Annotated in this window: 13 protein-coding genes and 1 other annotated feature; of the genes, 8 read left to right on the plus strand and 5 right to left on the minus strand. The window is 41.5% G+C overall.

Annotated elements, in window-relative coordinates:
• Window positions 1–424 precede the first annotated feature (424 nt).
• The 4 genes from M3636_RS15400 to rlmH all read left to right on the plus strand — a co-directional run bounded on the left by M3636_RS15400 (window position 425) and on the right by rlmH (window position 3107).
• Complete coding sequence (locus tag M3636_RS15400; protein ID WP_251383106.1) at window positions 425–664, plus strand: hypothetical protein; 240 nt, start codon at window positions 425–427, stop codon at window positions 662–664.
• A 17-nt stretch (window positions 665–681) separates the two neighbouring features.
• Window positions 682–1404, plus strand: coding sequence for an MBL fold metallo-hydrolase (locus M3636_RS15405; protein ID WP_251383107.1), 723 nt, complete (start codon window positions 682–684; stop codon window positions 1402–1404).
• Window positions 1405–1732: 328 nt separating this feature from the next.
• Window positions 1733–1900, plus strand: a complete 168-nt coding sequence (locus tag M3636_RS15410; protein ID WP_082560598.1) for a CxxH/CxxC protein — start codon at window positions 1733–1735, stop codon at window positions 1898–1900.
• A gap of 727 nt (window positions 1901–2627) precedes the next feature.
• Window positions 2628–3107: a 23S rRNA (pseudouridine(1915)-N(3))-methyltransferase RlmH gene (rlmH, locus tag M3636_RS15415; protein WP_251383108.1), complete on the plus strand. Its 480-nt coding sequence runs from the start codon at window positions 2628–2630 to the stop codon at window positions 3105–3107.
• A 242-nt stretch (window positions 3108–3349) separates the two neighbouring features.
• Here the strand turns inward: rlmH and M3636_RS15420 are convergent, their stop codons facing one another.
• Both M3636_RS15420 and M3636_RS15425 read right to left on the minus strand, forming a co-directional pair.
• Window positions 3350–4408 (minus strand): hypothetical protein, encoded by a 1059-nt coding sequence (locus tag M3636_RS15420; protein ID WP_251383109.1) that lies wholly within the window; start codon window positions 4406–4408, stop codon window positions 3350–3352.
• A 69-nt stretch (window positions 4409–4477) separates the two neighbouring features.
• Complete coding sequence (locus tag M3636_RS15425; RefSeq protein WP_128104195.1) at window positions 4478–5269, minus strand: hypothetical protein; 792 nt, start codon at window positions 5267–5269, stop codon at window positions 4478–4480.
• A 546-nt stretch (window positions 5270–5815) separates the two neighbouring features.
• Here M3636_RS15425 and M3636_RS15430 point away from each other — a divergent pair.
• The gene (locus M3636_RS15430) at window positions 5816–6901 is read left to right on the plus strand and encodes a 5-methyltetrahydropteroyltriglutamate--homocysteine S-methyltransferase (protein WP_251383110.1); all 1086 of its coding nucleotides are present in this window, start codon (window positions 5816–5818) and stop codon (window positions 6899–6901) included.
• 211 nt (window positions 6902–7112) lie between these two features.
• Window positions 7113–8603: an aldehyde dehydrogenase family protein gene (locus tag M3636_RS15435; RefSeq protein ID WP_251383111.1), complete on the plus strand. Its 1491-nt coding sequence runs from the start codon at window positions 7113–7115 to the stop codon at window positions 8601–8603.
• A gap of 63 nt (window positions 8604–8666) precedes the next feature.
• Here the strand turns inward: M3636_RS15435 and M3636_RS15440 are convergent, their stop codons facing one another.
• Together M3636_RS15440 and M3636_RS15445 are read right to left on the minus strand one after the other, a co-directional pair.
• Entirely contained in the window at window positions 8667–9119 is a 453-nt protein-coding gene (locus tag M3636_RS15440) for a HEAT repeat domain-containing protein (RefSeq protein ID WP_145410848.1), read from the minus strand.
• A gap of 186 nt (window positions 9120–9305) precedes the next feature.
• Window positions 9306–10301 (minus strand): YndJ family transporter, encoded by a 996-nt coding sequence (locus M3636_RS15445; RefSeq protein ID WP_251383112.1) that lies wholly within the window; start codon window positions 10299–10301, stop codon window positions 9306–9308.
• A 153-nt stretch (window positions 10302–10454) separates the two neighbouring features.
• Here M3636_RS15445 and M3636_RS15450 point away from each other — a divergent pair, with 153 nt between their 5' ends.
• Both M3636_RS15450 and M3636_RS15455 read left to right on the plus strand, forming a co-directional pair.
• Window positions 10455–11123: a DNA alkylation repair protein gene (locus M3636_RS15450; protein WP_251383113.1), complete on the plus strand. Its 669-nt coding sequence runs from the start codon at window positions 10455–10457 to the stop codon at window positions 11121–11123.
• A gap of 135 nt (window positions 11124–11258) precedes the next feature.
• Window positions 11259–11512, plus strand: a binding site (T-box leader).
• A 67-nt stretch (window positions 11513–11579) separates the two neighbouring features.
• Entirely contained in the window at window positions 11580–13259 is a 1680-nt protein-coding gene (locus M3636_RS15455) for a glutamine--tRNA ligase/YqeY domain fusion protein (RefSeq protein WP_128104191.1), read from the plus strand.
• A gap of 163 nt (window positions 13260–13422) precedes the next feature.
• On the opposite strand, the gene M3636_RS15460 is transcribed toward M3636_RS15455, so the two are convergent.
• The gene (locus M3636_RS15460; RefSeq protein WP_128104190.1) at window positions 13423–13971 is read right to left on the minus strand and encodes a DUF6199 family natural product biosynthesis protein; all 549 of its coding nucleotides are present in this window, start codon (window positions 13969–13971) and stop codon (window positions 13423–13425) included.
• Window positions 13972–14032: the final 61 nt, after the last annotated feature.

Below are 14032 nucleotides of genomic sequence, written 5' to 3' on the forward strand. Positions count from 1 at the left end.
AAAATTGTAGAGATAAGTCCTTGACATGAAACTTAAGTTGTAACTATAATAGTCACATATTAAAAGTTGTAACTGTAATAGTTACATAAAAGTGGGAAGGGGTCTTGTTTGATCAAAGTAAGAGAGCGTTGTGTGTATTGCATTGTGTGTTATGAATTCAATTATGTTCGTCATCGTTCAATGTTAAATGTGAAGTCAAGGTTTGAAATGTAGACATCGTAGGAGCAAAAGCTAGATTAAAATGTAATATCCAAAAAGGGTAAGCAAAACGCTAACCCAAAAAGCAAAATCTAAAGAGCAAAATCCAAAAAGCAAAATCCAAAAAGCAAAGATAAGACGTTTAACCAAAAATGCAAAACCAAAATTAAAAACATACTGCACTGTGCCTTATTAATCTAACTGGCGACAGTATTATGAGAGGAAGATGAATAAAGTGTTTCGTAAAAAATCATCCATTGGAGTCATGCTACTCCTCAGTATCATGTTAATTTTGAGCGCTTGTACAAGTACATCAAGTAAAACCGAAAATACGACAGACACCTCGTCCAACGCGGCCAGTGCTAACAATACAACGGGCGATGAAGCAGATACATCAACGACTGAGCTTAATGTGACTACATTTAACCCAGGGAGAAAAGTATTTTTGGTGTTTCCTCTAACCTGATTGAAGGGCCTACTGAGGTGGTGCTCGTCGATGCTCAGTTCCAGAAGAATGATGCGGAGCAACTGGTGAAAATGATTAAGGATACAGGTAAGAAACTTACGACCGTATTTATCAGCCATAAAGATCCAGATTATTACTTCGGTCTGTCGGTCATCCGTGAAGCATTCCCAGATGTGAAGATTGTCGCAACGCCAGGAACGGTGGAGGGCATCAAAGAAACGATCCAAGTGAAAAATGATTACTGGAATCCGATCCTGAAGGAAAATGCGCCAACAGCACAGATTGTTCCTGATGTCTTCGACGGCAAACAGTTCACGGTAGATGGACAAGCCGTTGATATCATTGGTCTGGATGGTTCTGATCCGTCGCACACCTTCTTGTGGATCCCATCCATTAAAACGATTCTGGGCGGCGTTCCTGTGTACGAGAACGTACATGTCTGGATGGCAGATAATCAAACACCAGAGAGCCGTAATGAGTGGCGTGAACTGTTGGATGAAATTACTGCTCTGAACCCTGAGCGAGTGATTCCAGGTCACTATGTGGGAACCAGTGCCGGAGATCTATCCAGTGTGACGTTTACCCGCGATTATATTGCAAAGTTTGAAGCAGAAGCAGAGAAAGCCAAAGATTCCAAAGAGCTAATTGCAACAATGGAAAAGGCGTATCCGGACTTCACCAATACAGGTGATTTGGAAACGAGTGCTCAGGTGATCAAAGGTGAAATTTCTTGGCCATAAGAGGACATAAATTAAGGCATGGTTTATTCCATGGTTAGATTGATGAATCTTGTTCTAATATGGCATAGGCAGTGAACTCAAGAGCAACATCTGCCCCTTTAGTTAGGGGAGGGGTGTTGTTTTTGTGTTTGGATGTGGTGGGTGAGCGTTCACCTTAGCTGGGGCTGGTTCATTTTGGCTATGTATTTTCAACCGATCTATGCGGGAATATTCTATAAGGGGTTTCTTTTACGTCCCAGGTGTGATAGAACAGAGAAGTGGCTATCCTATATGGATAAGCGGTTGTGAATCGGGAGCATAGCTGGTTACAGAAAGGATGCTTGAACGGATGTACGTTGTATGCAAAGAACACGTGGACATTGCGATCGACAAGTTTGTCGATGAGTATGAGGACGCTCCAGATATCGTGGATTTGAAGGAGACGGAATTTGCCGACTGGGATCCGCCTGCGAAGTGCGCTGAGTGCGAGCAGCATGCGGAATTTCTTGTCGTTTAGCGTACTGTAGGAATTGTTAGACTGCAGAAGGCGTGGCATAGGTGGCGCTTTAGGCTGGAACTCACTTTCCATCCGGTATGAACATCACAGCAAGGAGCGAAGAGAGCGTGTTGAGCGCTCTTTTTGCTTTTTTGGTAGGAGAAGATGGGGCGTTGGAGTGATGAGGTGGGGATAAAGAAACCTGATTACACTACATGCGTGTCCTGCCTGGCATGCGCCTTAACGAGTTGGTTATGGAAGGTGGCTAGCGCCTTGCGGATTAATGCGTTGAGGTAATAATGATAGGGTGCTTAGCCGCGTAGTGGAAGCCTACTTTGAGGTGGGAGTTGTGTCGGGTGAGTGATAGCGTTGTGTGCTGTAGTATGGTGGTAACTTTGCAGTAATATTGTTGTAGCTGTGCAGTAGAGTAACTGTGGAGCTCTAACGAATCTGAGACCTCTTATATGGTGCTAATACTCCCTGGTTGAAATCTAACGAATCGTAGACACGCTATTTTACTGAAATGATCTTGAAAGTGGTGGGAAAAGCTTGTTTCTACTGCATTAGCGTGTGTGAGATTCCTTAGATTTTAAAAGAAGCTAAAATGGGCTAAATAAGGTGTGTGAGGTTCGTTAAATTATGCGGGTGCGAAGATATAACGTGTAGCTGAAACAGGTAGATTAAACGATGCGGTGATGCATTTTACTTATAGATTCTTTTGCAGGACATTTAGGAGGAATGGATATTCATGTTTATTCAAATTATTGGCGTAGGCAAATTGAAGGAAAAATATTTAACGCTTGGCATTCAGGAATATGCCAAGCGGCTCGCCCCGTACATCAAGTTTCAGATGATCGAGGTCGCAGATGAGAAAGCACCCGATACCCTGAGCGAAGCTGAGGTACGGGCGGTGAAAGAGCGCGAGGGCGAACGCATCCTCGCGCATGTGAAGAGCGAGGCGCATGTTGTCGCGCTCGCACTGGATGGCCAGCTCTGGAGTTCAGAGGAGCTGGCTATGGAGATCGACAAGCTCGGCACGTATGGGACGAGCCATGTCGTGTTTGTTATCGGAGGAAGCCATGGGCTCTCCGATAAGGTGTTGCGCCGCGCGAAGCAGCGCTTGAGCTTCGGGCGCATGACCCTGCCGCATCAGCTTATGCGGCTGGTGCTGGTGGAGCAGATTTATCGCGCGGTGAAGATCAATCGGAATGAACCGTACCACAAGTAGGGCGAAATTTATGATGTATATTCATTAGATCGTTTTGCCGAAATTCTTTAACTAACTCATTTAAAATGTTTTTAATTGAAATAACTTTTTGTCAATAAATGAATTCCGACGTGCTACTTCTATTCTAGTACTGACCTGATCTAATAGATCTAAAGAGTCTAAGTGTTGAATGGCATTTTTAGTTCTAGCGCTTCTTTCAGGATGGTGAATCAAGTAAAGCTGCTCTGACGATATTTGTCAGGTTAGTTCAGTTCAGATACTAGCGTGAAGTTATTGATGAACCCTTCTTTTTGCAAGAAAACAGTCTCAATCTTGTCCGTTTTCATATCATAATAATAAATACCTCGCTCGGTATTTCCATTTCCTTTTTCCCCGAGAAAATAAAACCCGTTACCGTCTTTGTCCAGAAACAATTCACTGCTAGCTTTAATCGGAAGATGAAGTTCCTTTCTTTGTCCTGTCTTCAGGTCTACCAGACTATATTCGATAGGCATCTTATTGATGTATTTTGCAGTTGCTATAAGAAGCTGGTTTCCTCTGGCAGATAGAGTGAGAATCTGTTCATCTTTAAGTTTAATTATTGCACGAGTTTGTTTCGATACGGGATCAATTTCGATAATGGTATGACTCGGTGGAACCATCGGTTTTTGGGTCTGATTTGACTTTTCCATCTGCTCGTATTGTTCATCCTCAGAATATTGAATGGCGTATCCTTTTTCTGTTTCCGGATCATAGGCGATGTCCCATGTGGTCGTATCTGAATCTTGTTCATTTAATATCGAGATTTTTTGAGTTGCTTTATCCAGAAACATGACTTTTACAGGGCGTTCTCCTTTTTGCACAGCAGCCATCATTAGTGTATTCTCAGTGACATCCGGGATAATTGAATTAATCGCAAATAAATTGGAGCTTAATTGCTGCACCTGCTGTGTTTTCATATCATAAGCGAATAACTCGTCGCCTTTACTTTTGCCTTCGCCCGAATAATAGGTGGTGTCTTCGGCCAAAGAAACTACGGTCAGAGGATATTGAGAGTTATATGGTAAGTCAGTCATTTTGTTGAGAGCTTTGGACTGTAAGTCGTATGTATACACATTCATTTTCATTCCATCATTGGGATCTGTTCCATTGACGTATTCGGTGTTAGTGATGGAGAGATATTCACGGGATTGTGAAACAGTATTTTTTATATCGACAGAAGGTTTTTTTACATTTGTTGCATCATTACTGCATCCTGAAATTAAAATGAGTAAAACAAACAAAAATAGAAAGAAGTAATTTTTCGAATACTCTATTCGCATAAATGATCACCCTTTTAAAAATTTGATAAGGAGGCGAAGAATTCCGCCCCCTCCTTTAATACTTTAAATTTAGAATGAGTAGAAGTATCTACCTTTAAATGAAAGAGAAGAAGACCATTTTAAATCAAATAGTTCTACACCTGTTTTCCAAATATCTAATGTAGCGTCAGGAAGTGCTCCGTTATCTCTTTTGGTAACATTAGCAAATACATTATTATCCAAGTTTCGCGCATCCAGTACCTGTTCATATTTAGGATTATCTATATCGCCCCTCGTTGCAGCATCACCTTTTTTGAGTGTATTGCTGTTTTCACCAGTAGTATCAGTGAAATTTGTAAAACGGCCTTCTCCAAGAACAGTACTGGATGTTATTGTGATTTTATTATTATTACTACCGTAAGTATAAGTACCGGCTGCCTTTCTAGTTCCTCTAGGTAATGCTTTATATGCTGCTAATGCGAAGACGTTTTCCTGAGGATATATAAATTCTTTTATATAACCTTCGCCATCGTATAAAACTCTCAACCCCGGTTGTGGAAGAGGATTTTCTATTTTATATACCGGTAAATCTTTAGCTTCTTCTTTGATTTGCTCAACAAATTCTTCTTCTGATTGTAGTTGTTCTATATCTACCTTTGCTGAACTGAACTGGGTTATTTGGCTTTGATAAATAGAAGGCAGTGTTACTAGTTTACCTTGGTCAATAACAATCATTTGGTTGGTTTCGTCATACTCTACTATGGTTCCTGGATTCATTTTAGTAGGAATTGTATTTGAAGAATCTATAGAATATGCAAAAGATGAAACGCTACCTACAAATAAGGATGCCGTAACCAATAAAGCTGTAACTACCTTTTTCATTGTGATCGTCCCTTCAAAATTTGGTATATTTGAAAGTTGGCCAACTGTTCAAAAATTGGTTTATAAGGATAATAAAGTGTTTACATTTTATATGTTATATATTATATATAAATTACATAATAAGTCAATAATTAAATATAATTCAATCGACTTTCGCATCTGTAAATTAGCTTGAATGGCTTGCCGTTGCAGGAATTGAAATTGTTTTTTTATTGCTTACCCCATCTCTTTGATTGGTGTCATGGAAGTGACTAGCAACCATGCATATAAAGAAATTGTTGAAAAAATGTGGTATGCATTGGGAAAATACTCGAAGCTGTTGACCTTCTTTGTTCTTTCCACTAGCTTCGTAATCGACTCAATGTAATGAATCTCTCAATATAAGTACGGCAGTTTAAAGCCTCTTCAAGAGGTGGATTTTTTGTTGTTTGAGTCCCCCTTGCTATTGTTAAAAGCTATAACCAGCCATGCATTTTTCATATAACTAGCATCCCACTTGATCATGCTATACTCAGGAAACTAAAAAGTTAGAAGGAGATTTTTTTTATGATACCATTTCGCAATGATCATGTAGGTAGCTTTCTACGTCCTGCAAACTTAACTCAGGCACGTGAACAATATAAATTAGGTAATATCACATATGAAGAATTAAGAACTGTGGAAGATCAAGAGATTATTCGAATTATTGAAAAGCAAAAGGAAAATGGCGTATCCGCAGTTACGGATGGTGAATTCCGTAGAAGCTGGTGGCACTTTGACTTTCTGGGCGGCTTGGATGGCGTAGAACTATATGAGGAAATTGATGGACCTCAGTTCCATAACATGCAGACTCGCAAGGGCGGGATTCGTGTTATTGGTAAGGTTGATTTCTCTACACATCCCTTTGTTGAGGATTTTAAGTTTTTGAAAAAGCATGCAGGTGACGCAGTGGCAAAACAGACCATTCCAAGTCCCAACATGCTCCTATACCGATTGGAAAATGGAGCCAATATATATATAGAACGAGAGCAATTCCTTCAGGATACGATTGCGGCGTATCAAAAAGCTATTCAAGCCTTCTATGATGTGGGATGTCGATACCTGCAATTAGATGACACAGCTTGGGCAGACCTATTCTCAGAAGCTGGTCACGATAAGCTACGTGCTAAAGGTCTGGAACCGGCAGAAGAGTTGAAAACGATGCAGCGTATGATTAACGAAACGTTGGCTCATAAACCGGCAGATTTAGTGGTGACGATGCATATTTGTCGGGGTAACTATAAATCCAACTATTTCTCAACGGGTGGTTATGATTACGCTTCTGAAATTATCTTTGGCGGCTTAAATGTAGATGGATTATTTTTGGAATTTGATGATGAGCGTTCAGGTAGTTTCGAGCCATTAAAATATGTAAATCGTAAAGATTTGAAAATCGTGCTTGGTTTACTGACATCCAAGTCAGGTGAGCTAGAGGACAAAGAACAAATTAAAGCTCGGATCGCAGAGGCGGCAACCTATGTACCCCTTGAGCAACTCTGTTTGAGCCCACAATGTGGCTTCTCGTCTACAGAAGAAGGCAATATTTTAACGGAAGAACAACAATGGCGGAAACTTCGTTATGTGAAAGAAATTGCAGAAGAAGTTTGGAATTAATAGCTATATATAAATTTAACTAAACATTTACACAAAACGGAGAGGGCAGAAAAAACCTGAAGAAGCGAAGCGCTCGCCTTTATACCCGGATTTTGCCTTATAAAAAAGGAATAAAAATCTGGGGATAACAGCGATCGGTTGGTTATTCTGTCATTGGAGTGGCTAGTGTAAATAATTTTTCGTTCCATTTATATAACGGAGGGGATGTAAAATGACGATACAAGCAGACCAAGAGACAGTTATCGTTGAAGCGTTCATTAATGGTCAAAATGTAAAATCCCTTTCGCAGTTGGCAAAAGAGAATCCGACAAACCCAACGGAGATCGTAGGTTATTTCCCTGTCACTACGAAAGAACAAGCGGTTGAAGCGATTGAAGCGGCAGCAGGAGCTTTTAAAACATGGAAGCAGACCTCCTTGGATGAACGCATTATTATGATGCGCAAGGCGATCGAGAAGATTAGAGCAGCTGAGAATGAAATTGTTCATTTGCTGTCTAGAGAGCATGGTAAGCCCCTGTATGATGCACACGGTGAGATTTATGTATCGTTAATGTGGATGGAGTTTGCTTGTAATGAAGCTACATCAGCTCTACAGGAAGAGATCCAAGAGCATGACCATGGTAAAACGATTCTTTCTTATGATCCAATGGGTGTGGTGGCAGCGATTAGTCCATGGAACTACCCTATTGCTTTATCTACGATTAAGATCGCACCTGCCTTGCTTGCAGGCAACACGATTGTGCTTAAACCAAGCCCATTTGCACCACTGGCCGCAGCGAAAGTGGCTGAGATTATCGCGAGTGAATTCCCGGCTGGTGTAATCAATGTCGTTTATGGGGATGCGGATGTGGGCGTTGAACTGACGAGTCATCCTCTTGTGTCTAAAATCACCTTTACAGGTGGAACCGCCACAGCGAAGCATATTATCAAAGCTGCTTCGGAAACGATTAAGGATATGACACTTGAGCTTGGCGGCAATGATGCGGCGATCTTCTTGGAAAGCTTTGATGTTCATGATGAGCGAGCCATGCGCCGGATTGTCATCTCTAACTTCTTAACGGCAGGCCAGATCTGTATGATCGCCAAACGTGTATATGTACACCGGTCTATTTATGATGCGTTTGTGGAAAAATATATAGCGGCGGCAAATCACTGGATTCGAATTGGCGATCCATTCGATTCTAATACGACGGTAGGTCCAGTTAATAACCTGAAGCAGCGAGATTATGTGCAGGGTTTGGTTGAAGATGCACAAAAGCGCGGGGCTAAGGTTATCCCTCTCGGTCAAATTCTTGATCAGAAGCTGTTTGAACAAGGTTACTACCTGCAACCTACGCTGGTTTTGGGTTGTGATGCTCATGATCCGATTGTCGTGGAGGAACAGTTTGGTCCTACGGTTCCAATCCTACCATTTGACGATGAAGAGCAGGTTATTCATTTACACAATGAAAGCATATATGGATTGACCAGTTCTGTGTGGGGGAAAGAAGAAGATGCCATCTCCGTCGCACGTCAACTCGAAGCTGGAACGACCATGATCAATACAGCTGCTGTACAGGGGCTCGACGTTCGCTTCCCATTCGGTGGCTTTAAGCAATCTGGTATTGGCCGAGAATACGGCACGGAAGGCATCCGCACATACACAGAAAAGCATGTTATCAACGTACCGAAGACGCTGGATCTTCCTTATATACCTGAATAATAAAGAAGCCACTCCATTTTTTTGGAGTGGCTTTGTACTTAGCTATAATACGATGAACGGCGGCTACTTTCTACCTAGTGTCTCCCAAATTCCATGGAGCCAGGAATCGAACTCAGCATCTTTGTCGCCCTCGTAGGTATCATAGATATCCAGACGTGTCTTTTGCAGCTTTTCCTTAAATTGTTCAAATGTGTGACCTTCAGGAAGGCTTTTTTTAATTCGCAGCAAAACTTTGTTAAGACCTTTAAACAGATCGCCTTTGTTTTGGACAGGCATTTGTACATCTTCATCCAACTGTTTGAGCTTGCGATATGCGGCTTCGCGCACTTGAAACACTTGATCATTTTTTAGAACATTTTGCAGCAATTTAATGGTAGGGGCTGTATCCCAGTTTCCCAATTCGTTCACTGCATTCAGTCTGTCTCTCCAGCTTGAAGACCGATTAGCCGCTCGTTTGAGCTCTTCAAAGTTTTCCGGTAATTCGTTAACTGCTCCAATATCATGGTTGTTCGTCAAAGTTCAATCTCCTTAATCATCGCCATCTCGGCAGAATGATGAATGTTAATCAGGTGAACACCATTATAGCATGAACCTGGCTAAACTACTTCATTATAGCCGATTGGTAATTCTATAATTGCTTCGCTAATTCATATTGTTGCAAGGGTAACAGGATGAAGACTACGTGTTTTTGTATGTAATCACTCATAAAGATGTACCAATCTTATCTATTCTCCGTGACACTCTTCTTTTCTTAATGAAGTCCATCATGTACACCCATCCAATCAACCCGCATAAGACAAAACCAAACGCATGCAGAGATCCATAAATGGGAATGAAATCTAGTATGGTTAAGGCAAACATATTCTTAAGTAACGGATAGAACATGGAAATAACAACAACCGTGTAAAAGGCTAGGCAGGAAAGGACTAAAAAGAAGCTTGCCTTAGTATCCAAAGCGTTTTTCCTCAAGTATGCAAGGAGATAAGCAGTGTAAACTACAATATTGCAGGCGAACAACGTGACACCGATGTATTCAATGGGCTTGGAGAAAATCATACCAATCGCAATCAATATGGGCCCAATGATATCAATGGCAACGACCCAGGGATACCAGCTTTTTTTCGTCATGATCCGTCCCAGTGCACCAATAAAAATCGGAACGATCGCAGATGAGAAATGAAAGTGAACCGAGCTTAATGCATGTGTTGAAGGATTGGCTTGAAAGAGGCTAAATTGATATTGATATAAGGTAAACCAAATTCCTCCGATAAAAAAATAAACGAGCCCCGCGCCAACTGCTATTTCCGCTGCTTTTCCTTTAGCAATCACGATAGTGGCCAAGCCATAGAGGCCAAGTAGTAATGTGAACAGTAGCCACCCAAGAGAGAAAATCCCTGGTATAACTGTGTTTTCAAACCCCCACATCTTACTGCTCATCACAGAGGCCAGGGTAAGAAGCGCTGCAGGGAATTGAAGCCACTTCATAACAGTATAAACCATTCGTTGCTGCTTATTCTTTTCGTCATATTTCAAAAGCAAGATTACCAGAGGTACAATGACGAAAGCCGCAAACAGTAGAAATTTCTCAACAAGTTCGAATTGAAAGTAATCCAAAACAAATATAAGAATAGTAATGATTCCACCGGGAATGACGGGTACTAATAATGACTGCGTCAGTTGCTTCAGAGAACTATTCATGGCGATCCCTTTCTCCATATGTGGCGTATAATCTGCCTACATCCTGTTGTGTAGCGTTTCTTCGTATAGATAGGCACTTCTCGTTGTAGTTTAACACATTTATTTGCGGTATATTGTTGAAACAATGCTCTAATAAAGGAGTTGTGATGTCAAATGAGTAAGAATGAAGGTTCAGAAATGAAGCGTTCTTCAAAAGCAGCAGACATCCTATCACAGATTAATAGTAAAACGAAGCTAGGCGACTTACGAAAAATCGCAAAGGAAATTAAAAATGATCACGAACTAGCTATGGAACTTTGGTCAACCGAAGAGTTTTTGCCTAGACTATTAGCAATCTTAATTATGGATAAAAAACTTCTTTCACAAGAGGTGCTAGATAAGCTTGATCAGGATATGCAGACTCATACTTTTGATGAGCGAAATAACTTAATGGATTGGTTAATGGCTAATCAGCTCACCAAAGACAAGAAGACCATTGCATTGATTGAGTCATGGGAAAGTAGTCCTTCTGCTCTTCAAAGGCGAACGTTCTGGTATTATCAAGCGAGATTGAGATGGACTGGACAAGCACCACCTGATAACACCGAAGACTTACTAACAGCAATTGAAGCGAATATTGTGCAGGAAGAACCGGAAGTTCAGTGGGCTATGAATTTCATTACAGGCTGGATCGGCGTTTATGATCCAAAGTATCGAGCGCGTTGTATTAAACTGGGTGAGGAAACGGGTCTTTATAAAGGCGAAATGGTATCAAAGGGCTGTACGCCTAATTATTTGCCAGAGTTCATTGCGATTGAAGTTAACAAACGAACTAATAAATAGTTACCTGGAAGTATTTATTGGGGTGATGGTGTGAAAACAAAGGAATTTGACTTCCAGGGTGCTTTAATGAGGTACTTACTGCTGTGAATTGAAGTTTACAAAAAAGGGAATCATTTGATATTATGAAGGTAATAATCAAACGCGATGATGAGAAGAGTACGGGAAACTGTTCTTGCACAGAGAGCTCCGGTAGCTGAAAAGGAGTCAAGAGTTGTACCCAGAAACAAGCCTCTGAGCAGCAGGTAGGAACCGTATATGCGGGGATGGCATGACGGGAGCTCCCGTTATAGAGCTAGAGTATAAGCATGGCTACATGCCGTACTTGAAGAGGTTAATATGGCGACATATTAATGAAGCCGGGGTGGCACCACGAAAATTTCGTCCCCAAGACATAAGGTCTTGGAGGTGAGGTTTTTTTTATTTGTGTCCATATCCAATTCATTAGGAGGCGTCAGCATGGTTAACGAGAACGAACATCACACGGAAGGTTTTATGCACAAGTTGATTAAGGAAGAGCTTGAACAAAATCCATTTGACAGGCACATGTGCACGCGTTTTCCACCAGAGCCTAATGGTTACCTTCACATCGGAAGCGCTTATGCCATTCACATGAATTATTCTCTAGCTCAAACGTTTAACGGGACATTTCATTTGCGCTTTGATGATACGAATCCCCTTAAAGAAGACATCGAGTACGTTAACGTGATCATTGAGGACATCAAGTGGCTTGGATATGATCCGGGTGGGCACATCTACTATGGATCAGACTATTCAGATGAAATTTATGAGGCTGCGGTTCAATTGATCAAGCGGGGGAAGGCTTACGTCTGTGACCTATCACCCGATGAAGTAGCGGAATATCGAGGAACGTTGACAGAGCCTGGCAAGAATAGCCCTTATAGAGACCGATCAGTTGCGGAAAATCTGGAGCTGTTTGAGAAAATGAAAAATGGAGAATTTCCGGCTGCCGCCAGGGTTGTTCGTGCCAAAATAGATATGGCTTCGCCCAATATAAATATGAGAGATCCCGTTATTTACCGAATTATCCATGCTACGCATTACAGGACAGGAACGGACTGGTGTATCTTTCCGATGTACGATTTCGCTCACCCAATCCAAGATGCCATTGAAGGTATCACCTATTCCTTATGTTCAATTGAATTTAAAGACCATCGTCCTTTATACGAATGGGTGTTACAAGAGCTTAGTCTCGCTAACCCTCCGCGTCAAAGGGAATTTGGGCGGCTAAATTTAACGGGTGTGGTGACAAGTAAACGCTTTTTGAGACCAATGGTCGAAGGGGGTTACGTCGATGGCTGGGATGACCCAAGGCTTCCGACAATCCAAGGACTTCGAAGAAGAGGATTTACGCCAGAGAGCATTCGTAGCTTTATTGAGAGCATTGGTAGTATTCGGACGGAAAGTACAGCAGATATCTCGCTCTTGGATCATTGCCTCAGGCAGGATTTAAAAGAAAAAACAGTGAGTGTAATGGCAATCATGCATCCTCTAAAAGTCGTCATTACCAACTATCCAAGCGATGAGGTAGAGCTGTTAATGATTGAAAATAATGTCGGAAACGAGACACTCGGAAAGAGAGAAGTTCCTTTTGCCAAAACAATTTATATTGAGCGTGATGATTTTATGGAGCAACCATCAAAAGGTTTTCACAGGCTGAGTCCTCATGCTGAGGTAAGGCTAAAAGGAGCCTATTTCATCAAGTGTGAAGAAGTAATCAAGGATCGTGACACTGGTGAAATTATAGAACTTCACTGTACCTATGACCCACTGACCAAGAGTGGTACAGGATTTACCGGTCGCAAGGTGAAGGGCACAATTCATTGGGTTGCCGCGGATCAAGCTGTAAAGGCAAATGTGAATCTTTATGAGAAGCTGCTACTGGATCAGGATCTTCCTAAGGCGGATGAGAGGGATTGGAGTACATTAATTAACCCGGAATCGTTGGTCACCATACAGGATGTTTTAATAGAACCTTTCATACTACATGGTCGTCCAGAGCAGAAGTTTCAATTCTTCCGACACGGCTACTTCTGTATTGATAAAAAGTATAGTTCCGATCATAGGCTAATATTCAACCGAATTGTCCCGTTAAAGGATTCATGGAATAAGAAATGAGCTCTTGCCGTAGCTAGAGCTATAGTGAAGAAATGACTATCCAATGTTACGAACTGGATAGTCATTTTGCTGTAAACTTTTCATTAGAAAAAATAAGTGGTCAGTGATACAAGCTTGAGATAGTTAAGTGGAGAAGTTTTAAAGAGTATAGCGACGTTAGATGCTACTCATCACTATAATTTGTCATAAACCAATTTTTCAATTCCTCACTCATGATCTCATACTGCGTCTGAGTAGCATCTGGATGCAGTTCAATCCCTCCAGATGAGCCCCAAATCACGAGTTCTACGCTAGTTCCGTTTATAAATGTAATCTCCCCGGTATTATTCGCTCCAAAGGCATTGCCTGACTCAAAAGGTCTAAGTTCTGCGTTTTGAATCATTTGCACAACGGTATTTGTTTCTTCCTCACTTAATGTTGTGGGATTAAACATGCCGATCCTGATTTCCTTCACTTGCCCTGCATCAAGTTTCTCTTTAAATTGTTCCGCCCACGTGTAATCGGATTTGCTGCCTGTGGAGCAACTGGAGACGATCAGTACTAGACCAATGATTACCAAGACAACGCCTAGAATCCGGTCAACACTTAAAGACAAATCACTTGGCTCCGCATCTTTAAGTCTCCATCCCAATCTTAGATACCATCCCAAGTAAGGCCAGATCGCGCATAGCAATCCTAATATCAAGGCCAAAACACCGATAACCACAGTCATTCAATCACACCCTTAAATATAGTTCTATGAAAAATAGCGAGAACTCCACTCTATATGTTTT

Source organism: Paenibacillus sp. MER 99-2, assembly GCF_023714095.1.
Taxonomy (GTDB): domain Bacteria; phylum Bacillota; class Bacilli; order Paenibacillales; family Paenibacillaceae; genus Paenibacillus.